The 22227-nt window shown below is 31.6% G+C and carries 17 protein-coding genes, 1 pseudogene and 1 riboswitch; of the genes and pseudogenes, 10 read left to right on the forward strand and 8 right to left on the reverse strand.

From position 1 onward, the window contains the following. The 3 genes and pseudogenes from B3I31_RS10360 to B3I31_RS10370 form a co-directional block, all read left to right on the forward strand. Positions 1-785, forward strand: a 785-nt coding sequence (locus B3I31_RS10360; protein ID WP_291072367.1) for a DUF4465 domain-containing protein, incomplete at its 5' end; no start/stop codon positions are given. 74 nt (positions 786-859) lie between these two features. Beyond that, positions 860-1882: pseudogene (locus B3I31_RS10365) on the forward strand (DUF5074 domain-containing protein); the annotation flags it as partial. After that, positions 1880-2413, forward strand: coding sequence for a T9SS type A sorting domain-containing protein (locus B3I31_RS10370; RefSeq protein ID WP_349676193.1), 534 nt, complete (start codon positions 1880-1882; stop codon positions 2411-2413). The pseudogene B3I31_RS10365 and the gene B3I31_RS10370, both read left to right, overlap by 3 nt. Before the next feature lie 57 nt (positions 2414-2470). Here B3I31_RS10370 and B3I31_RS10375 read toward each other — a convergent pair whose 3' ends face one another. Continuing rightward, a complete protein-coding gene (locus B3I31_RS10375; protein ID WP_038336827.1) occupies positions 2471-2932 on the reverse strand; it encodes an Lrp/AsnC family transcriptional regulator in 462 nt (153 codons plus the stop codon). A 109-nt stretch (positions 2933-3041) separates the two neighbouring features. Further along, positions 3042-3177: riboswitch (cobalamin riboswitch) on the forward strand. Between the two features lie 86 nt (positions 3178-3263). On the opposite strand from B3I31_RS10375, the gene metE reads away from it, so the two are divergent. Further along, complete coding sequence (gene metE / locus B3I31_RS10380; RefSeq protein ID WP_125348863.1) at positions 3264-5585, forward strand: 5-methyltetrahydropteroyltriglutamate--homocysteine S-methyltransferase; 2322 nt, start codon at positions 3264-3266, stop codon at positions 5583-5585. An 85-nt stretch (positions 5586-5670) separates the two neighbouring features. Here the strand turns inward: metE and B3I31_RS10385 are convergent, their stop codons facing one another. The 4 genes from B3I31_RS10385 to leuS form a co-directional block, all read right to left on the reverse strand. Next, positions 5671-6612, reverse strand: coding sequence for a hypothetical protein (locus tag B3I31_RS10385; RefSeq protein WP_291059178.1), 942 nt, complete (start codon positions 6610-6612; stop codon positions 5671-5673). Positions 6613-6619: 7 nt separating this feature from the next. Further along, on the reverse strand, positions 6620-7312 hold the full coding sequence (locus B3I31_RS10390; RefSeq protein ID WP_286495041.1) for a hypothetical protein: 693 nt from the start codon (positions 7310-7312) through the stop codon (positions 6620-6622). A 72-nt stretch (positions 7313-7384) separates the two neighbouring features. Continuing rightward, entirely contained in the window at positions 7385-7915 is a 531-nt protein-coding gene (locus B3I31_RS10395) for a GNAT family N-acetyltransferase (protein WP_313096819.1), read from the reverse strand. Between the two features lie 110 nt (positions 7916-8025). Beyond that, positions 8026-10881 carry a leucine--tRNA ligase gene (gene leuS / locus B3I31_RS10400; protein WP_291046754.1) on the reverse strand — a complete coding sequence of 952 codons (2856 nt, stop codon included), beginning with the start codon at positions 10879-10881 and terminating at the stop codon, positions 8026-8028. 28 nt (positions 10882-10909) lie between these two features. On the opposite strand from leuS, the gene B3I31_RS10405 reads away from it, so the two are divergent. Beyond that, positions 10910-11398 carry a hypothetical protein gene (locus B3I31_RS10405; protein ID WP_291059180.1) on the forward strand — a complete coding sequence of 163 codons (489 nt, stop codon included), beginning with the start codon at positions 10910-10912 and terminating at the stop codon, positions 11396-11398. On the opposite strand, the gene B3I31_RS10410 is transcribed toward B3I31_RS10405, so the two are convergent. Together B3I31_RS10410 and B3I31_RS10415 are read right to left on the reverse strand one after the other, a co-directional pair. Further along, positions 11395-12423 carry a sensor histidine kinase gene (locus B3I31_RS10410; protein ID WP_291046750.1) on the reverse strand — a complete coding sequence of 343 codons (1029 nt, stop codon included), beginning with the start codon at positions 12421-12423 and terminating at the stop codon, positions 11395-11397. The genes B3I31_RS10405 and B3I31_RS10410 overlap by 4 nt on opposite strands. Positions 12424-12432: 9 nt before the next feature. Next, the gene (locus tag B3I31_RS10415) at positions 12433-13113 is read right to left on the reverse strand and encodes a response regulator transcription factor (RefSeq protein WP_291046748.1); all 681 of its coding nucleotides are present in this window, start codon (positions 13111-13113) and stop codon (positions 12433-12435) included. Positions 13114-13261: 148 nt separating this feature from the next. On the opposite strand from B3I31_RS10415, the gene B3I31_RS10420 reads away from it, so the two are divergent. The 5 genes from B3I31_RS10420 to B3I31_RS10440 all read left to right on the forward strand — a co-directional run bounded on the left by B3I31_RS10420 (position 13262) and on the right by B3I31_RS10440 (position 19990). Continuing rightward, positions 13262-16054, forward strand: coding sequence for a TonB-dependent receptor domain-containing protein (locus B3I31_RS10420; protein ID WP_291059182.1), 2793 nt, complete (start codon positions 13262-13264; stop codon positions 16052-16054). A gap of 44 nt (positions 16055-16098) precedes the next feature. Next, complete coding sequence (locus tag B3I31_RS10425) at positions 16099-17274, forward strand: hypothetical protein (RefSeq protein WP_291059184.1); 1176 nt, start codon at positions 16099-16101, stop codon at positions 17272-17274. Positions 17275-17469: 195 nt separating this feature from the next. After that, entirely contained in the window at positions 17470-17796 is a 327-nt protein-coding gene (locus tag B3I31_RS10430) for an iron-sulfur cluster assembly protein (RefSeq protein WP_291046743.1), read from the forward strand. A 57-nt stretch (positions 17797-17853) separates the two neighbouring features. Further along, positions 17854-18825, forward strand: a complete 972-nt coding sequence (locus B3I31_RS10435; protein ID WP_291046741.1) for an SPFH domain-containing protein — start codon at positions 17854-17856, stop codon at positions 18823-18825. Positions 18826-18928: 103 nt separating this feature from the next. Beyond that, entirely contained in the window at positions 18929-19990 is a 1062-nt protein-coding gene (locus tag B3I31_RS10440) for an alpha/beta fold hydrolase (RefSeq protein WP_286495033.1), read from the forward strand. 132 nt (positions 19991-20122) lie between these two features. Here B3I31_RS10440 and metG read toward each other — a convergent pair whose 3' ends face one another. Then, positions 20123-22159 (reverse strand): methionine--tRNA ligase, encoded by a 2037-nt coding sequence (gene metG / locus B3I31_RS10445; RefSeq protein ID WP_286495032.1) that lies wholly within the window; start codon positions 22157-22159, stop codon positions 20123-20125. Positions 22160-22227 lie beyond the last annotated feature (68 nt).

Genomic DNA, 22227 nt, shown 5'->3' on the forward strand with positions numbered 1-22227 from the left:
CTTGTAATAATGATGACGACAATACTGAATTAGTAGATCAACAAAAATATGAAACTTTAGATTTATCAAAGTTTGATTTAACAAAAGGAACTGCTACAGCCGGAGGAAAAATTTGGGAAGGTACTTATACAGAAGACGCTGAATTAACTTCAGGTATTTTCAAGTTTAAACATACAGCTTGGCCAGAGTATTTAACATGGATGGGATTCACGGTTTCTAATAGTAATGACAATTCTGATCAAATAGATAAAGAAGGCGGTTGGTTAGATAATCAATGGGGTACAATGGCAAAAGGTGGTGCAGATGGACAAGGAACACCATTTTTAGTCTCTTTCGCTGATCACAAACCATCTGAGAAAGTTTTGAAATATGGAGAAGAAGTTAAGATTGACAGATTTTCGAGTGTAGTAGAAATTACTGATACAGCTAATAAATACAAAGCAAAAAATGTAAAGTTAGCTATTAGTCCGTGGCCATATTATGGGATTTTGAATGGTGATGCATATGCAAGAAAGTTTGTAAAAGGAGATTATTTCGCGATTCATATTTATGGTGTTTCAGCAAATAAACAATTGACTACAGAAAAACCTGTAACTCATTATTTTGTTGATTTTAGAAATGGAATAAATAATATTTCAACAAATTGGCAAGATGTGGATCTTTCTGCTTTAGGAGAAGTTAAATATTTAATGTTCTTTTTAGAAACTACAGATGTAGGAAATTGGGGAGCAAACACAGCATTATACTTTACAATGGATAAATTAAAAGTAGAAAAAATACAATAATCTAACATTCTAAATATTTTTATCCGAGGCTGTCATTTTTGGATGATGGTTTCGGATTTCTAAAAAAACAATACATGAAGAAATTTTTACTTTCGATTTTTACAATAGCTGCAATTCAAACAAGTTTTGCACAAACAAAAGAATATACAAACGGCGTTTTTATTGTGAATGAAGACTGGTTTGGTAAAGCAAATGGGGCAATTAATTTTATCAATGCAAATGATTCGGTTGATTATAATGTTTATAAAACAGTTAATCCTGGAGAAAAATTAGGTGTAACTTCTCAATATGGAACGATATACGGTGATAATTTTTTCATTGTTTCGAAACAAGAAAATCGTTTAGTTGTAGCTGACTCGAATACATTACAGAAAAAAGCCAGCTTCGAAACAATTGGTGGTGATGGAAGAAGTTTTGTAGGGGTTGATGCTAAAACAGGATATGTAGGAACTTCAAGTGGACTTTATTTGTTTGATATCGAAAATATGAAACTTGGTTCGATAATCGATGGAACTTCTAAAGTTGGTCAAGTAGGAAATATGATTCGTACATCTAAATTTGTTTTTGCTGTTTCAAGTACTGGAGGAATTTTAGTTATCGACCCAAAAACACATCAAATAAAACAAACGATTGCTGGAAGTTTTATTTCTGTAGTTCAATCTAAAGATGGAAATGTGTGGGGGGCTTTATCTAAAAAATTAGTCAAAATAAATCCTACTACTTTAGAAACTTCAGAAATTGCTATTCCTACGAAAACAGTTCCAGCTCCTTTTGCTTGGAATGCTGGTACTTTTTGTTCTTCAACACAAGATAATACTATTTATTTTTTATCAGGAATCAATGTTGTGAAATACGATGTAACAAATAATAAATTTGAAGAAAGTTTTATATAGATTCCTGGTCAAGATACAACACCAAAGGAAACATATTATGGAGCAGGTTTAAGAATTGATCCGTTGACAAACGAACTAGTATTAACTACTATTGGTTCAGGTTGGGGAACTAATTCTCAAATTAATTTTGTGCATAGATTTTTTGATAATGGAACTCTTAAAGAGTCGGTGAAATTAAGTGAGTATTATTGGTTTCCTTCAATGCCTGTTTTTCCAGATAATGCGGCACCAATTATCAATGATTTAGAGACAACTTATCAAATTAACACAGCAACAACAATTGATTTGAAAGATAAAGTTTCGGATGTTGATAATTTATCAGCAGCGATTGTAAAAGATTTAGAAATCATTGAAAATGATGATGTAGCTGAAATTTCGATTAATGATAAGGAAGAATTAGTGATTAATCCACTAAAAAATGGAACAGCTAAAATTAAACTTTCTTTCAATTCGAATGGAAAAGTTGTTTCACAAAACATCACAATTTCATCAGCCGTTTTAGGTACAAATGATTTAGCTAAATCTGTTGTAAATGTTTATCCAAATCCTGTTAATAATGTATTGTTTATTGAAACAAATGAAGCTTCAAAAGCCGAAATTTTCGCTATTACAGGAACTAAAATGACAGAGAAAACACTTCAAAAAGGGAAAAATCAATTAGATGTTTCCTCTTTACCAAAAGGTGTTTACATCATAAAAGTTAACAATTCTACTTTCAAGGTAATCAAAAAGTAGTGTGTTATTTATTTGTGGAAAAAAGGTTGAGCATTGCTCAACCTTTTGTTTTTTTTTTTAAATATTGATTCCGTACGTATTTTTTATTTCAGCCATCACAAAAGAGCTGTGCGTACTCCCGATGCTTTCTAAAGCGCCCAATTTATTGAAAACAAAATCTTGATATTGCTTCATATCCAAAACTTGTACTTTTAAGATAAAATCATATTCGCCCGAAATATTATAACATTCCACCACTTCATCAATCAACAAAATATCTTCCACAAGTTTATTCCCAATCGTGCGATCATGTTGTTTTAGCTTAATGCTGCAAAAAACCATAAAGCCTTTGTTCAGCTTTTCTGCATCCAAAACCGCTCTATAATTTTTGATATAACCTTGTTGTTCCAACCTTTTTATACGTTCAAAAACGGGTGAAGGAGATAAATTAACTAAAGCAGCAATTGCTTTTACTGTCAATTTCGAATCTTTTTGTAGAATTCTTAATAATTCTAAATCGGTTTGATCTAATGTTTCCATCCAAATAATATTCTTTTCAACACGATATTTTATCGTTGTTTAAGTGTTTTGTTTTGTAAAAATATTAATAATAAGTTGTATAATCTTATTTTTTCAAGTTTTACAATCGTTTATTTTGTCTTGTTACATTTGTAAAGAAATAAACAACAAATTATTGGGGAATCGTGTGAGAATCACGAGCTGTCGCGCAACTGTAAGTAATGCAAATTACAAGTCAGATTACCAATAGAAACAAAAGATGATACTTTCGCGATTTGAAGTCAGTCTGTCACAATAGGTTTACTATTTATCAACTCGCGTTTGTGTTTTTGAACATTAAAAAACAATCAAAATGCAAACACAAATTTTAGGTTATCCAAGAATTGGCGCTAACCGTGAACTAAAAAAAGCCTGCGAAAACTATTGGGCAGGTAAAATTGAACTACAAGCTTTATTGCAAACAAGCCGTACAATTACCAAACAAAATTGGGCATTGCAACAAGCTGCCGGAATTGATTTAATTCCGTGTAATGACTTTTCTTTTTATGATCAAGTTTTAGATTCTACGTTATCAGTTGGTGCAATTCCAGCGCGTTTCAATACGGTTGCGTTAAATAAAAAGAACACAGAATTAGACTTGTATTTTGCGATGGCAAGAGGTTATCAAAAAGATAATTTAGATATTACAGCGATGGAAATGACAAAATGGTTTGATACCAACTATCATTATATCGTTCCGGAATTTGTAAAAAATCAAGAATTTAAATATTTCTCAAACTCAATTGTAAACGAATTTATCGCTGCAAAAAAAGAAGGTTTTAATCCAAAAACTGTTTTAATTGGACCGATTACGTATTTATTATTAGGAAAAGAAAAAGAAGAGGGATTTGATCGAATTGATTTAATTCAGAATTTATTGCCAGTTTACTTTGAAATTATTCATGATTTAATCAATCATGGAGCAAATACAATTCAGTTCGACGAACCTTTTTTAGCTTTAGATTTAGACGAAAAATCGAAAACAGCTTATCAAGAAGTTTACAAAAAAATAAGAAAAGAATTTCCTCAACTTACAATTCAGGTCGCAACTTATTTTGATGGATTGAAAGATAATACAGCTTTAGCAATCAATTTACCAATTGATATTTTGCATCTTGATTTGGTTCGTGACGAAAATCAAATCGATGAAATATTGAATCTAATTCCTTCTCAATTAAAACTTTCTTTAGGTTTAGTTGATGGTCGAAATATTTGGAAAAATGATTTTCAAAAATCGCTTTCAACCATAGAAAAAGTTGTGAACAAAATTGGAGAAAAACGTGTTATTATTTCAACATCTTGTTCATTATTACATTCGCCTTGTGATTTAGATTTAGAAACAAACGAAAAAAATCTTCCGACAACAATCAAAGATTGGTTTGCATTTGCGAAGCAAAAATTAGAAGAAGTTGCTTTCTTAAAAAATTATTTTTCAAACCCGAATGACGAAAAATTGATTCAACAATATGAAGCGAATCAATTCTCTATTAATAATAGAAAAAATTCTCAATTAATTCATCAAACTCAAGTTAAAGAACGAGTAAATGCAATAAAAGATGAAGATTATAATCGTACAAATAGTTTTGGACAACGAAAAATTGTGCAACAAAATGTATTGAATCTTCCGCCTTTCCCAACGACAACAATCGGATCTTTTCCACAAACACAAGAGGTGAGAAGTTGGCGTGCGAAGTATAAAAAAGGGGAATTATCTGCCGAAGAATATGATACTTTATTGAAACAAGAAACCAAGCGTACAATAGAATGGCAAGAAGAAATTGGCATTGATGTTTTGGTACATGGTGAATATGAGCGAAACGATATGGTGGAATATTTTGGTGAAAAATTAGCCGGATTTGTTTTCTCTAAAAATGGTTGGGTTCAGAGTTATGGAACGCGTTGTGTAAAACCGCCGATTATTTTTGGTGATGTTTATCGCCCTGTTCCAATGACGGTTTATTGGTCGAAATATGCACAATCTATCACAGAACAAAAAGTAAAAGGAATGTTGACAGGACCGGTTACGATTTTGCAATGGTCTTTTGTTCGCGATGATCAACCAAGATCTACGACGTGTAAACAAATTGCATTGGCGATTCGCGATGAAGTTTCGGATTTAGAAAAAGCTGGAATTAAAATTATTCAGATTGATGAACCTGCAATTCGAGAAGGTTTACCATTGAGAAAAGATGAATGGCAAAATTATTTGAAATGGGCGGTTGATTCGTTCAAATTAGCTTCAAGTAATGTTGATGATTCTACTCAAATTCATACGCATATGTGTTATTCAGAATTCAATGATATTATTCAAAATATTGCTGATTTAGATGCGGATGTTATTACAATTGAATGTTCACGTAGCCAAATGGAATTATTAAATGCTTTTTCAGATTTTAATTATCCAAATGATATCGGCCCTGGAGTTTATGATATTCACTCGCCTCGCGTTCCGTCGAAAGAGGAAATGGTTGATTTGATAGAGAAAGCGACAAAAGTTATTTCGGCAGATCAATTATGGGTGAATCCTGATTGTGGACTAAAAACGCGTCATTGGGAAGAAACCGAAAAAGCTTTGATTGAAATGGTTGCGGCGACAAAAGAATTAAGAAAAATATATACGCCAAAAGCGATTTAAGCTTAACATCCTACTTTTATGACTTAAGTAGTGTACTGTTATTTATTTGTGAAGAAAGGTTGAGTAACGCTCAACCTTTTGTGTTTTAATAATAATTTATCGTTCGTTTTACAACATATTTCAATTCTCCATTAGTTGAAATAGAAGCTTTTATCCAATTATTTTTCGAATCATATTCATACGAAACTTGATAAGAAGTTAAAACTATTTGTCCATTTCGGAAGGATTGTTTTTTAAAGTTGACAATTTCATTTTTCGAATCGAAATCAGCTTGATAGGCTAACGTTTTATTGGCATCAAATGATTGTAATTTAGAAATATTTCCATTCTCAAAAAACATTATTTTGCTCGAATTTCCAGCAATTTCTTCCTGAAAAATAGGCGTTTCTTTATCATAAATATAATACGATTTTCGTCCTTTTTTTCCATCAAAAGAAGTCATTTCATCCAAAACCAATAAACCATTTTTGTTATACGTCAAATTATTTTCACTAATTGTAGAACCTTCCACTTTTGTCGTGATTTTATTTAATTTATTCGAATAATTAAAAATCGTTTCATAATTAGATTTTGACGATTTCCCTTCGATTTTTTCTGTCAAGTTTATCAACTGATTTTTATTGTCATAAACGAAGTTTTTGTCCGAAGCAACTCGTTTTGGATCTTCACCATTGTTAATAACTGTATTCGTTTGTTTATCAATTAAATTTGAGTTATTGTAGTCGTAATTAACATAGTTATAAACAGCTAATTTTCCTTGATAATCCAAATAATTTGTTCGTTTTGTTAACAAACCTTTTGAATTAAATTCTAACGAAATTTGATTGTAAAATTCATTTTCTAAAAAAGGTAAAGTTGTGGTGTTTCCTTTTGCATTTGTTGCGTTTGAAGTCACTTTTTCAACCTTTCCTTTTAGATTAAAGTCAGCTAAAGTTGTTTTAACTTCATAATCATTCGTTGAAATTTTTTGTGCAAAATTAACTTGTGAGACAGCCAAACAAATTGTCGTTAAAATTATTTTTTTCATGTTTTGTTTAAAATTGATAACCGATTTTAAAGTTAAGATTTAAATTGAAATCTGTAGAAGAACCTTCTTTTTTATAATGATTTTCTAAACCGCTCATAAAATAATCAAAAATTCGAGTATCAACACTTTCTAAATTTGTAATATTCGAATATTTTACATTTCTATTTTTTACACCTAAACCAACTTTTGGCATTAGTATAAGACCTTTGTGCAACTGTATAAAAACATTATAATTAAGATTTATTCCATATTTTTCTCGCTTGTAATCGGCAGTATCATAAGAATATAAATAAGAAAAATTTTGATCATCTTTTCGATAAAATTCTCCATTTTCAAGATGATCAGTGTGATGAATATAGAAAAATTCAGAAGAAATAAGATGTTTTACTCGTTTGTTTTCGCTTAGATTGATAAAAAATTCTGGTCGAATCTCAAAAAGTTGATAATCTTCGTTGATTTTATATTTTGGTTTGTGACTAAGAGGAATGCTATGATAACTTCCGTAGCCGATTTCAGAGCCAATCCAATAACGTTCGTTGAGTTTATAAATGTATCCAAACGTCCATCTTGGAGGTGATAATGCTGCTGAAAGAACGCTAAAAGTGATGACATTTTTGCGCTCATCGCTTGATTTTTCTTGTGCTGAAATGAATTGTCCAAAACCAATAACGAACAAAAAAAGTAAAAAATTCTTTTTCATATAAATAGTATTTAAAAGAAAGAGAATCAATTGCTTAAAAGGTTGCGTGAACCAAGATTATTTTGAAGTTAATTATTTCTTCAATTCATACCAAAAGCAATCCAAATCCCACATGTCAAGATGAAAAGTTTCAGTGACTTCAAATCCCATTTTTTCTAACACATTTCGAGAAGCTTTATTATCAACATGCGTTATTGCGTTTAGTTTAATATGTGACATATTTTTTCTGTAAAAGTCCATGCAAGCTTCGGCAGCTTCAGTTGCATAACCTTTTCCCCAAGTTTCTTTTCTGTAACGATATCCGATATCAATAAAATCGAATTTATTATTCATCGATTCGCTTTCTATAATATATTTAAAACCAGTCCAACCAATCATTTTACCTGTTTCTTTTTCAACAACAGCAAGACGACCATGTCCAAGTTCTTCATATTGTTTTTGGATATCTTCAATAATTTCTTTTGTTTCTTCAATGGTTTGAATAGGTTCTGCTTTTAGAAATTCATGAACTTCTGGTTGTGAATCCATTTCAAAAAAATCTTGTAAATCATCAATCGTAATAGGTCTGATGATTAACCGTTCTGTTTCGAGTTTGGTAAATATTTCATTGAGTTATAGTTTTGATTAAAGATAGTATAAAATATAAAATCCTCGCAATTGCGAGGATTTTATCTATATTCTCAATACTAAAATCTAGTATCTAAAATCTTTTTTTATCCAACGATATTAATGATTTTTCCAGGAACAATAATAATGTTTTTCGGAGTACGATCACCCAATTGTTTGATTGTACGTTCGTCGTTCATTACAATTTCTTGAATTTCTTCTTTCGATAACGACAAAGGTAATTCTAACAAAAATTTCATTTTACCATTGAATGAAACTGGATATTCTTTAGCATCTGCAATCAACCATTTTTCTTCGAAAACAGGGAAATCTGCATGTGCAATTGACGTTTCATGTCCTAATTTTGACCACAATTCTTCTGCAATATGCGGTGCATAAGGAGAAATAATAATAGCCAAAGGCTCTAAAATTGCACGTTTAGTTGTTTTTAATTTTCCTAATTCGTTTGCAGCAATCATAAAAGTAGAAACCGATGTATTAAAAGAGAAATTGTTTACATCTTCGTCCACTTTTTTGATGGTTTGATGCAACACTTTCATTTCTTCTTTTGTTGGTTCATCTTCCGAAACAAAAAATGTTTCTTCTGTTCCTGAATGATATAATCTCCAGAATTTTTTCAAGAATGAATAAACTCCAGATAAACCTTGTGTATTCCATGGTTTAGACTGTTCAACAGGACCTAAAAACATTTCGTATAAACGTAAAGAATCTGCTCCATATTGATTACAAATATCATCAGGATTTAAGACATTGTAGTAAGATTTTGACATCTTTTCAACCTCACGTCCTGTGATGTATTTCCCATCTTCTAAGATAAATTCTGCATTAGCAAAATCTTCTCTCCAAGTTTTGAATTTTTCTGTATCTAATTCGTCGCCTCCATCTTTTAACAACTTAACATCAATACGGATTGGTGTTGTTTCATGTTGATCTTTCAAAGATTTAGAAACAAAAGTATTTGTTCCATTAATTCTATATGCATAAGCGGTCATTCCCAAAATCATTCCTTGGTTGATAAGTTTTTTTGCATACTCATCCGTTGGAACTAAACCTTTATCGAATAAGAATTTTTGCCAAAAACGAGAATATAATAAGTGACCAGTAGCATGCTCAGATCCACCCATGTATAAATCTACATTTTGCCAATAATCAACAGCCTCTTTAGATACAAAATCGTTGTCGTTTTTTGCATCCATATAACGTAACCAATACCAAGAAGAACCTGCCCAACCTGGCATTGTATTTAGTTCTATTGGGAAAATAGTTTCGTTATTGATTAAAGTATTATCTACAACTTGATTAGTTGTTGTATCAAAAGCCCATTTTGTTGCACGCCCTAATGGTGGCTCACCTTCAGATGTTGGTAAATATTCGTCCACTTCAGGTAAAATAATTGGTAAAGCTTCTGTAGGAATTGTGTAAGGCATCCCGTCCTTGAAGTAAACAGGAACCGGTTCTCCCCAATATCTTTGACGAGAGAAAACAGCTTCGCGTAAACGGAAGTTTGTTTTTCCTTGTCCAAAACTTTTTTCTTCTAAAGCTTCAATCGCTTTTGCAACCGCTTGTTTATAATCTAATCCGTTTAAGAAATCAGAATCTTGTAATTCGAATCCACCTTTTTCTGTAAAAGCAGCTTCAGAAATATCTTGATTTTTGAAAATATTAATAATTGGTAAATTGAAATGATTTGCAAAAGCAAAATCACGTTCATCACCAGCAGGAACAGCCATTACAGCTCCAGTTCCATAAGAAGCCAATACGTAATCACCAATCCAAATCGGAATTTGTTTTCCTGTAAATGGATGAATGGCGTAAGCCCCGGTAAATTCTCCTGTAATATTTTTAGCATCCGCTAAACGATCACGTTCAGAACGTTTTGAAGTATAATCGACATAAGCATCAACTTTTGCTTTGTTTTCTGCTGTTGTAATTTGAGAAACTAAAGGATGCTCTGGCGCTAATGTTACATAAGAAACACCAAAAACAGTATCAGGACGAGTAGTGAAAACTTCAATTTTTTCATCGTTTCCTACAACATCAAAAAAGATTGATGCACCTTGAGATTTACCAATCCAATTTTTTTGAGATTCTTTGATCGGATCTGGCCAATCTAATTTATCTAAACCAGTTAACAAACGATCAGCGTAAGCCGTGATACGCATCATCCATTGTGTCATTTTTTTGCGCACAACAGGGAATCCTCCACGTTCAGATAATCCGTTAATTACTTCGTCATTCGCTAAAACAGTTCCTAAATCTGGACACCAGTTTACTTCTGCTTCTGCTAAGAAAGTTAAACGATATTTTAATAAAATTGTTTGTTGTTCTTTTTCAGAATAGGCATTCCATTGATCTGCGGTAAAGATTTCGATATCATCATCTGCCACAGCATTTACACTTGCATTACCCTCAGTTTTGAATGTTTCAACTAATTTTGAAATGGATTCAGCTTTATCGGTTGAATTATCATAATATGAATCAAATAATTGATTGAAAATCCATTGTGTCCATTTATAATATTCAGGTTCTGAAGTTCTGATTTCACGATCCCAATCGTATCCCAAACCAATTTTTTTCATTTGGTTCTCGTAACCAGCAATCACATTTCCTTGTTTATCAACACCACCTTCGATATTCGTTGTTGTTGTAATCGCAGGATGTTGACCAGTTTGAATCGCATATTGTTCCGCAGGCAAACCAAAAGAATCGTAACCCATTGGGTGTAAAACGTTGAAACCCTTTAATTTTTTGTATCGAGAATAAATATCAGACGCAATGTATCCAAGTGGATGACCTACGTGTAATCCTGCTCCAGAAGGGTAAGGAAACATGTCTAATACGTAAAATTTAGGTTTTTCTGATTGATTTTCAGCTTTGAACGTCTTGTCTTCAATCCAAAATTTTTGCCATTTTGGTTCGATTTCATTCGGATTATATTGCATTATTGGAAGTTATATTAAAATTAAATTTATGCAAATTTACATTTTTTATGTATCTTTTAGAATAGAATGGCGATATTTGTACATTAACAATCAACAACTAAACCTAATCCATGAAAAAAGAATTGATATTATATTGGTATCCTTATTTTTTTTTACTGTCCTTATTTTTTCTGTTCGTCATATTGTAAATACGACACGTATTTTTGTGGGGTACGAAGATGGTTTTAATCCTATTAATATCAAATGGAATTTTGATAAAAAGGATTCAACACTTCGTGTCAAAGATCCTATTTATGTCAGAAGTGATTATTATTTGATTGATTATAAAGACAAAGCATTCTTAAAAAAAGATACTGTTCTTTATGCAGAACTTTTTGAGGATTCATTGGCTGTAAAAGGAAATGTATTGAATTTGAAACCTCCTTATTTTTTGTGGAAAGAGACTAAAAACGACACGTTGAAAGTTTTTAAACACAACATTACCTTGAAATTTACTAAGAAGCAAGAACAATATTAAGCCTTCTGTAAATAGAACGAAAAAGTAGAACCTTTTCCTATTTTACTTGTCACATAAATTTTCTGTTTATGGGCTTCTAAAATATGTTTTACAATTGCCAAACCTAATCCAGACCCGCCATTATTACGATTTCGAGATTTATCAATTCGGTAAAAACGCTCAAAAATTCGGTCAATGTCTTCCTGTTTTATCCCAACTCCTTGATCTTTTATTGAGATTTGAATTTTATCATCATATTCTTCAAAATCGATGTTAATTTCTGTATTTGGATTAGAATAATTGATGGCATTTACAATCAAATTGATTAAAACCTGTTGAATTTTCTGAATATCACCTACAACTTTTATCGGTTGATGAATAGGGTAATTTAGAGAAATTTTGATGTTATTTTTTTCAGCTTTAATTTCTAATAAATCAATCACATCTTGTACAAGTGCCGTCAAGTTGAAAACTGAAAATTCGATATTGATTCGTCCACGTTCAAGTTCTGCAATCATGTCCAAATCTTTGACTAAATAAATCAATCGATCAACCGATTTATTGATTCGGTTTAAGTATTTATCGCGAATAGATTCATCTTCAACTCCACCTTCTATCAGCGTTAACAAATAACCTTGTACCGAAAAAAGGGGCGTTTTTAATTCATGCGAAATATTTCCAAGAAAATCTCTTCTGTAATTTTCTCTCTCATTCAAAACATCAATTTCTTTGGATTGATCTTCTGTAATTGTAGAAATTTTTTGAGAAAGTTCTTCAAAATCCATTGTGCTGGATTGAAATTGTGGAATATTTTTCGAGATTTCAGTAAAATCTTTTCTTCGTTGATTTTTTAAAGAAAACCAATAAAATATTGATAATCCAATCAATAAAAGAAGCATTAAACTAATGAAAAATAGTTTTTCTTGGAGAATAAAATCAATATTTCCAAACCATAAAAAAGAGAACAAAACAAATCCTAAAGCCAAGAATAATGTACTGAGAAAGGCAAATAGAAAGATGTTTTGAACTTTGAAAGTTGAAGCCATTACGAGCTTTTAGTCATTTATTTTGTATCCAATTCCTTTGATTGTAGAGAAACGATCGTTCCCAAATTTTTCGCGTAATTTGCGCATATGTACGTCAATTGTACGTCCGCCAACTACAACTTCATTTCCCCAAACTTTCTCCAAAATTTCTTCACGTTTGAAAACACGTTCTGGATTTGAAGCTAATAAAGCAATCAATTCAAATTCTTTTCGAGGTAACAAAAAGTCTTGTCCTTGGTAATTTACTTTATAGGTTTCGCGGTTAATCTCGAAATTATTCAATTTGATGAATTCGTCTTTTGCCGCTTCGTTAGGTTGTTTTAATTTCAATAAAGCATTTAGTTTACTAATTAAAACTTTTGGTTTGATAGGCTTTAAGATGTAATCATTTGCACCAGCATCATAGCCAGCTAATTGAGAAAAGTCTTCAGCTCGAGCAGAAAGAAAAACAACTAAAGTATCCTTGAAAGAATCTAACTTTCTTAATTCGGCACACATTTCCATTCCATCCATTTGCGGCATCATAACATCTAGTAGAATTAAATCTGGACGAAAAATTTTAGCTTGTTTCAAACCTTCTAGTCCGTTTTGAGCTGTTTCTACTTCAAAACCTTCTTTTTTTAAGTTGTAACCAATAAATTCTAAGATATCTGGTTCGTCGTCAACTAATAAAATTTTAATGTTCTTCATAATTGTTTGTAATAACTAAATAAAATTAGTCGATGTAAAATTAAGCTTAAATTTTAGGAGAAATTAGGTAAAAACATTTCTTAACATTCATTTAAAGTTACGATAATTTCATAACATTTACCTAACAAAACCTTTACAATTTTTAAAAATGTTTTTCATTGGATTGCCGCAACTTTGCCATCAAACAAACACGAATTATACAATCGCAATGAAACGCAATTTAACTTTACTTTTATTATTAGGTTCTGCAGCATTATTTGCGCAAACTAATATTAAATTAGAAGGAACTTTATTTGATCAAAAAACAAATCAACCACTTTCAGAAAAAACGTTTGTCGTTGAAGGATTAAATATTCAAGCAAAAACAAACGAGAAAGGGTACTATGAAATTTCTATTCCGGATGATGTTTATCAAATCGATGTAAAAGTTGACGGTTATCAAACCATTACGAAAACTTTAACAGAGGAGACGAATCTTAACATGTATTTGCAACCGGAAGATTTTAAAGATGGAAAAATTGATTTGTCGACAGCTGTAGTGACTGGAGTAAGAAGTAAATCAGCTGAGTCTAACTTGTTGAATATGCAGAAGAAATCTACAGAAATTGTAGAGCGAGTTGGAGCAGCTCAATTAGAAAAACAAGGTATTGGGGATGTTGCAACTGCTATTACTAAAGCTTCTGGAACGATAAAACAAGAAGGAACGGGAATTATTTTCGTCCGAGGATTAGGAGATCGTTTCAATTCGACTACGTTAAATGGTTTTATCATTCCATCAGATGATCCTGAAAATAAGAATATTAATTTAGGTATTTTCAAAACAAATATGGTCGATTATATTTCACTTGAAAAATCATTTTATCCTCGTATGATTGGTGATTTTACAGGAGCAAATATCGACATCGTTTCCAAAGAATATACAGGAAAAGCTTATGTAAAAATAGGTGTAGGTTCTTCTGTCAATTTACAGACAATAGATAATAATAAATTTAAACAACAAGATGGTCCAAATTTTTTTGGATTCAAAAAAATAGAGTTACCAACAAGTACCAATCCTGTAAAGCAATATGCTTTTAAAACAAATTGGGATTATAAAAATGCCAAAAATCCATTCAACACAGGAATTGATTTAGAGGCTGGTGGAAATGTAAATATTGGAAGAGAAGGTAAACTTTCTATCTATGGATATATAGGATTTGATAATCATTATGCATACAGAGAAGGACAGGAAAATAACGTTTCAGCTGCAGGAGATTATTTAAAGCAATTGAATGTTGATCGTTCTTCTTATACAACTAATACAAACGGTTTATTAAATTTTATTTATAGAATCAATTCGAACAATAAAATTACGTTAACTTCAAATACTATTCATGCATCAGAACAAGATTTTCGAATCTTAAGAGGGTTTTTGAGAGATACTGCTGAAAATGGACAAGGTCTTGTACATCGTGCAGATAATAAAGTCACAACAGTTTTTGCAAATCAACTTTTTGGTGAGCATCAATTTGGAAATAACTTAACATTGAATTGGGGTGGAGCCTTTAATCATATCAACAGTGAACGTCCAAATCGTATGCAAAACACGATGATGTTAGATGAAAAGATTAATCAATACATACTAATTAGTAATTCACCAGGAGATAATCACCGTTATTACGATGAATTTTCTGGAAACGATTTTCAAGGTAGAGCCGATATTACGAAAAAATGGGATCGACTAAAATTAACCGTTGGAGGGTATGGTCTTTATAAAAAGCGTGATTTTGGTGCAGTCCAAATTAGTATTGGTACAAAAAATGGTCAAATTGTAGACCCAAATAACTTAGATGCATTTTTTAATCAAAATAATTTTAACAATGGGATGTTTACCTTATCCACTCTTAGAGGAACAGGAACTTCAGATTTGCCAAATTTATTAGATCCATTAAGTTATACTGCAGAACAAAAAATTTACTCTGGTTTTGCTAACATAGAATATGAATTGAGTGATAAATTCTTAGTTCAAATTGGATTGAGAAATGATAATGTCAATTTGATGGTTGACTGGAATACAAATATTGGAGAGATGACTGGTAAAGTTGACAAGAATTACAACAAAATTTTACCAGCATTGAATTTAAAATATAGTTTAACGGATAATCAAAATCTACGTTTTTCAGCATCTAAAACTTATACATTGCCACAAATCAAAGAAATGGCACCTTTTGCTTATGATGATGTAACGAATACAACATACGGACAACCAAAGATTTATCCATCAGATAATTATAATGCAGAACTAAAATGGGAATTTTTTCCAAAAAGAGACGAAGTCTTATCGATTACTGCTTTTGGAAAATATATCAAAAATCCAATTTCAAGGGTTAACGTTTCTTCAGCATCTGCAAATGATTTAACATACATTAACACTGGAGATAACGGATATGTTTATGGTGCAGAAATAGAGGCGAGAAAAAATATTGTTGAGTTTTCTACAACGTCAAAATTATACACAATCCTAAACGCAGCTATATTAAATTCTAACCAAAAATTAGATTTTGAGAAAGTTAAAAATGAAACAGGAATTGCAACCAATTTCACTAAGACAGACCAAGAAATGGTTGGAGCAGCTCGCTTTTCAGGAAATGCAAGTCTTGGTTATTCTACTTCTTTAGGAGGTAAAAAGAAATTAGACGCAATGCTTGTTTATGGTTATGTAGGTAAAAACGTATATGCAATTGGTTCTCAAGAAAGAGGTTCTCAAATGCTGAAAGCAATCAATTTGCTAGATGCTAATATACGTTTCAATTTATCAGAAAAAACGACTTTATCAGTATTTGGAAAGAATTTATTAAATCCAAATTTCACGATCGAACAAAATAATAGAGGAACAAACTACATTCTCGAAAATTATAACAGAGGAATCCAAGTTGGATTAGGATTTTCTCACACACTTTAAAAATCAACAATAGAATATAAAAATTACAAACAAAAACAATACAAATGAAAAAATTAATCTTTAAAGCACTTTTTTGTGCAACAATTTTATCTTCTACTGCAATGGTAATTTCATGTAGCAACAATGATGATAGTGGTGAAGTAATTGATGATAAAAACCCTTTAACACCTGAAAAATTTGAAGGTACAATAAAAACAGGAAAGTCTTTAACATTAGATCCTTCGAAAACATATAACCTAACAGGTAAAGTAACGGTTGAAAATGGAGCAACATTAACGATTCCTGCTGGAACTAAGTTTATTACAAAAGGAGGTACTGCTTCTTACATTATTGTAGATAGAGGAGGTAAAATATATGCAAATGGAACATCTGCAAGTCCTATTGTTTTTCAAGGAGTTAATCATACACCAGGAGAATGGGGAGGAATTGTTATCTTAGGAAAAGCTCCATCTAATCGTAGTGCTTCAGGTGAATCAACTTCAGAATTAGGAGATAAAATTTATGGAGGTAAAGAGAGTGCAGATAACTCAGGATCGTTAACTTATGTAATTATTAAAGATTCAGGAGCAAGATATAATGATCAAAAAGAATTTAATGGACTTTCATTATTTGGTGTTGGTAACGGAACAAAAATCGATAACATCTACATTGAAAATGGAGGTGATGATGGAATTGAATTCTTCGGAGGAACTGTAAATGCAAGTAACATAATTGTAAACGGTGTTGGAGACGATTCTTTTGACTGGACAGAAGGTTGGTCGGGTACGGGTACAAATTGGTACGCAAAAAGAAGACCTGCAGCAATCGGTGGAGAAATGGGGAATAGAGGTATAGAAGCGGATAATCAAGATACAAATCCTGATGCAACACCAATTTCTAACCCAACACTTAAAAATGTAACGGTTGTAGGAACTAAAGAAGGGCCAGAATCTCAAGGTGCAAAATTAAGAGCAGGTACTAATGGGAATATTGACAACTTAGTTATTGCAAATTTTGTTACAGGTTTAGATATTGAAACAGATCGTTCTGTTAACTGGTTTAATCAAGGAGGAAAATTGACAAATGTTCGTTTTATCAATGTAGATAAAGAAAGTAAAGGAACAAATAGTAAAAAAGAAGCTGTAGATGTTTCTAAAGCATATACAACTAATCCGAATGCTACAGGAGCTGGTAACGGAGCAGATATCCCAACATGGGCAGCTTGGACAGGATTAAAATAAAAATCTATATAATGAATGATTAAACTTTTCTTATAAAAAAGTTCTTCGTGTTTGTAAATCGCTTTTTTGGGTTCTCCAAAGAAGCGATTTTCTTCTATTATAACTATTTTATTTTAAGTCATTAAAAATAGTTATTTAGAAAAATTCCACGTAAGATAAAGTATTTGTACATTTGTACCATTAAGAATTGAAATAATGGCATTAACAGAAGAACAATTAGATTCGATTGGAGAAAAATTGGTTGAAAAATTCAAGACCGTTTTTGATCCGGAGATTCCAGTAGATATATACGAGTTAGGATTAGTTTATGATGCGCAAGTAAATGCAGATGGTGAAGTAAAAGTTACCATGACTCTTACATCTCCAAACTGTCCAGTTGCAGAAAGTTTACCATTAGAGGTAGAACAGCGCGTAGAAGAGATAGAATATGTAACGAAATGTTACGTAGAAATTACGTTCGATCCACCTTGGGATAGAGATATGATGAGCGAAGAAGCAAAATTCGAATTAGGAATGTTATAACTTAACATTCCTAATTTTTTTGTATCTTAATCCAACAAATTCAAAACACTAAAACTTATGGGATATTTAGGCGTGATCGTTTTTCTTGGAATTATTTTCCTTTTTTTATTCGTCTTTACAGTAAAACAACAAACGGCGGTTGTAATCGAGCGTTTCGGAAAATTTAATAGCATTCGTAATCCAGGATTACAATTCAAAATTCCGATTGTGGATAGAGTTGCAGGAAAAATGTCATTAAAAATTCAGCAATTAGACGTTGTTGTCGAAACTAAAACAAAAGATGATGTATTTGTTCGATTGAAAGTTTCTGTTCAATATCAAGTCATCAAAACACAAGTTTATGATGCATTTTACAAATTAGATAATCCGTATACGCAAATAACTTCTTTTGTTTTTGACGTTGTTCGAGCGGAGGTTCCAAAACTTCGTTTGGATGATGTTTTCGAGAAGAAAGATGACATTGCAGTTGCTGTAAAAAGTGAATTGCAGGAAGCAATGAATTCATATGGATATGAAATTGTTAAAACTTTGGTAACCGATATCGATCCAGATGAACAAGTAAAACATGCGATGAATCGTATTAATGCTGCAGAACGTGAGAAATTAGCAGCGCAATATGAAGGTGATGCTGCACGTATTTTGATTGTAGAAAAAGCAAGAGCCGAAGCAGAATCGAAGCGTTTGCAAGGACAAGGTATTGCAGATCAACGTCGCGAAATTGCAAAAGGTTTATTGGAATCTGTAGATGTTTTGAATGGAGCAGGAATTACGTCGCAAGAAGCTTCTGCGCTAATTGTGGTGACGCAACATTATGATACATTGCAAGCGATTGGAGAAAAATCTGGAAGCAAATTAGTTTTGTTGCCAAATTCACCAACTGCCGCTTCGGAAATGCTGAATACAATGGTTACTTCGTTTACCGCAGCACATGAACTGAATGAGCATCAAATAACAAAAGAAGATAATCCAACTCAACGAAAAAATAAACCAAATACAGGAGATTCGTTTACTTTTCCAGAACATCCTTAGAAGATCATTATATCAAGTATTTTCTTAATATTATATGAAAGTCAAATCCACTAAAAAAAGAAACTTAAATAAGTGTTATTTTTTGTTTTTGGTAACCGTTTTAATGACTTTTTCGTTATATGGACAATCTAATAAAACAATTAATCAGGATTCTATCAATCAATCAAAATTATATGATGAGTTTAGAATTGATTTTGATAAATATGAAAAACAATATGGTCATTATATTCAGACAGATAATGTGAAAATGCATTATTTAGAGTGGGGAAATCCTAAAAATCCTACTCTTATTTGGATTCATGGAACTTATAGTAATAGTTATGAACTTTATGAAATTATTGATAATCTTGTCAAAATGAATTTGCATGTCATTGCAATAGATTATTATGGACATGGTTTTACTGAGATTCCTAAAAAAGATGTAAGTATCTATCATGTTGTTGATGATATAAAATTCTTGATGGATAAAAAGAGTATTAAACAAGCTATTATTGGTGGTTGGTCGAGAGGAGGTACAATAAGTTCTGCATTTTATGATGCATATCCAAAATCTGTACAAGCATTGATTTTAGAAGATGGTGGCTCAGTTGCTTGGGATTTTAATGAAAAAGTGGCTAATATTGTCAAGAGTATTGAAGAGGCAAATCAGTATTATGCAAATAAAAAATCATTGATTTTCGATTCAGAATTTGACGCTTATTGGTACATTTATAATAATTGGGGAGTAAGAGGAAAACAAGATGAAAAACTTAAAAAAGAAATTTTCATTTTGTATGCAAGAATTAAAAAGAATAATCAAAACAAATTTGAAATAAATCCAGGTGCTGAAGAGCTTACAGGAGAAAATTCTGCTGAAGAAAACATTTCAATTATTTATACTCCTTTTACTTCAAAAACAGCTTTTGGAGCTTCAACACATCAATTAAATCCTAAAATTATTTACAGAAATTTAGATAAACCTATGTTAATTTTTGATCCGATAAATGATCAAGATTGGTTTGATTTTAAAGCTGAAAATGAAAAACTAACCAATGAACATAAAGCTTATATTACGCACAAAGTTTATGAAAAAACATGGCATGGAGTAAAAGATGAAAGACCGAAAGACGTTTTAAATGATATAAAGTCTTTTTTACAATCTAATAAAATAATTAAGAAAAACTAAATATCGTAATGGCAATTAACGATTTAAATCATCAATATGTTATTGCAACTGAATTTAAACTAAAATAAAAATAAAAGCCACTTCGATGAAGTGGCTTTCTAATATCTCAATACTTATATCTAAAATCTAAGTCTATCCAACTTGAACGCCGTTTGGCGTTTCTTCTTCAGGATTTACAAATGTTAATTTTCCGTCTACTTTATCAGCGAATAATAACATTCCGTTCGATTCGATTCCACGAATTTTACGAGGCGCTAAATTTGCTAAAACCATTGCTTGTTTACCAATGATTTCTTCTAATGTAAAATGTTCTGCAATACCAGAAACAATTGTACGAACATCCATTCCTGTATCAACTTTTAGTTCGAATAATTTGTCTGCTTTTTCAACTTTTTTCGCTTCTAAAATAGTTCCGATACGGATATCCATTTTTTGGAAATCATCAAAAGAAATCAATTCTTTTTGAGGTTCTGCATTTGGATTTGTCATATTATTTTTGACTTTACTTTCGTTTAATTTATTGATTTGTGCTTCGATTGCTTCGTCCTCAATTTTTGCAAAAATTAATTCAGACTGTCCCAATTGATGTCCAGCTTTTACAAATTCGTCAGTTGATTCTAAATCGTCCCAACTCATTTTTTCTACATTCATCATAGCCAAAATTTTCTCAGAAGCGAATGGAATAAATGGTTCTCCCAATTGTCCTAATGCAGCAGCAATTTGCGTTGCAGTGTACATAATTCCTTTCACAGCTTCAGGATCATCACCTTTTTTCCAAGGTTCTTGCGCTTGTAAAAATTGATTTCCAAGACGAGCCAAATTCATATATTCTGTCAATGCAGCACGGAATTCATATTTCTCTAAATGATCACCAATGCGTTTTGCAAAATATTTGATTTCAGTTAATTCTTCAAATTCAATTGTTTTTGCAGGAACAATTCCTTCGTAATATTTGTGAGAAAGAACCATTACGCGGTTGATAAAGTTTCCTAAAATTCCAACTAATTCAGAATTATTTTTAGTTTGGAAATCTTTCCACGTAAAGTTATTGTCTTTATTTTCAGGCATATTCGCCGTTAACACATAACGTAATGTATCTTGTTGATTTGGAAAATCTTCTAAATATTCGTGTGCCCAAACTGCCCAATTACGAGAAGTTGATATTTTATCATCTTCTAAATTCAAGAATTCGTTTGCAGGAACATTGTCTGGCATAATGTAATCGCCATGCGCTTTCATCATAGTTGGGAAAATGATACAGTGGAAAACGATATTGTCCTTTCCGATGAAATGAACCAATTTTGTTTCTTCATTTTGCCAATAATCTTTCCAATTTTTACCGTTTTTCTCTGCCCATTCTTGCGTGAAAGAAATGTAACCAATCGGTGCATCGAACCAAACATACATTACTTTTCCTTCAGCACCTTCTACTGGAACAGGAATTCCCCAGTTCAAATCGCGTGTCATTGCACGAGGTTTCAAACCATCGTCTAACCAAGATTTTACTTGACCATAAACACTCGATTTCCAATCATTTTTGTGACCTTCTAAAATCCATTTTGATAAGAAATCTTGGTACTGATCTAATGGCAAATACCAGTTTTTAGTTTCTTTTCTGATTGGTGTATTTCCAGATAAAGCAGAACGAGGGTTAATCAATTCTTCTGGACTTAATGTTGATCCACATTTTTCACATTGATCTCCATAAGCATCTGTGTTTCCACATTTCGGACATTCACCACGAATGTATCGATCTGCTAAAAATTCGTGCGCATCTTCGTCATAAAATTGTTCCGTAACATCTTCTGTAAACTTGTTGTTGTTATATAACGTTTTGAAGAAATCTTGTGCAACTTCTCTGTGTTTATCTGATGTTGTACGAGAATAAATATCGAATGTCACACCAAAATTTGTCAATGTATTTTTGATATTTTCGTGGTAACGATCAACAATGTCTTGAGGTGTAACGCCTTCTTTTTTGGCACGAATTGTAATTGGAATACCATGTTCATCAGAACCTCCAATAAATGCTACATCTTTTCCTTTTCTTCGTAAAAAACGTGCATAAATATCAGAAGGAACGTAAACACCTGCCATGTGACCAATATGCAATGGTCCGTTAGCATAAGGTAAAGCCGCTGTAATTGTATATCTTTTTGGTTGACTCATTTGCTTAAAAACTATAAACGACAAAGATACGATTTGTTGTTTGTTTTGTTAAAACCTTTTTCTAATTT

The sequence above is a fragment of the Empedobacter sp. UBA3475 genome (assembly GCF_002378465.1).
GTDB classification, from domain to species: Bacteria; Bacteroidota; Bacteroidia; order Flavobacteriales; family Weeksellaceae; genus Empedobacter; species Empedobacter falsenii_B.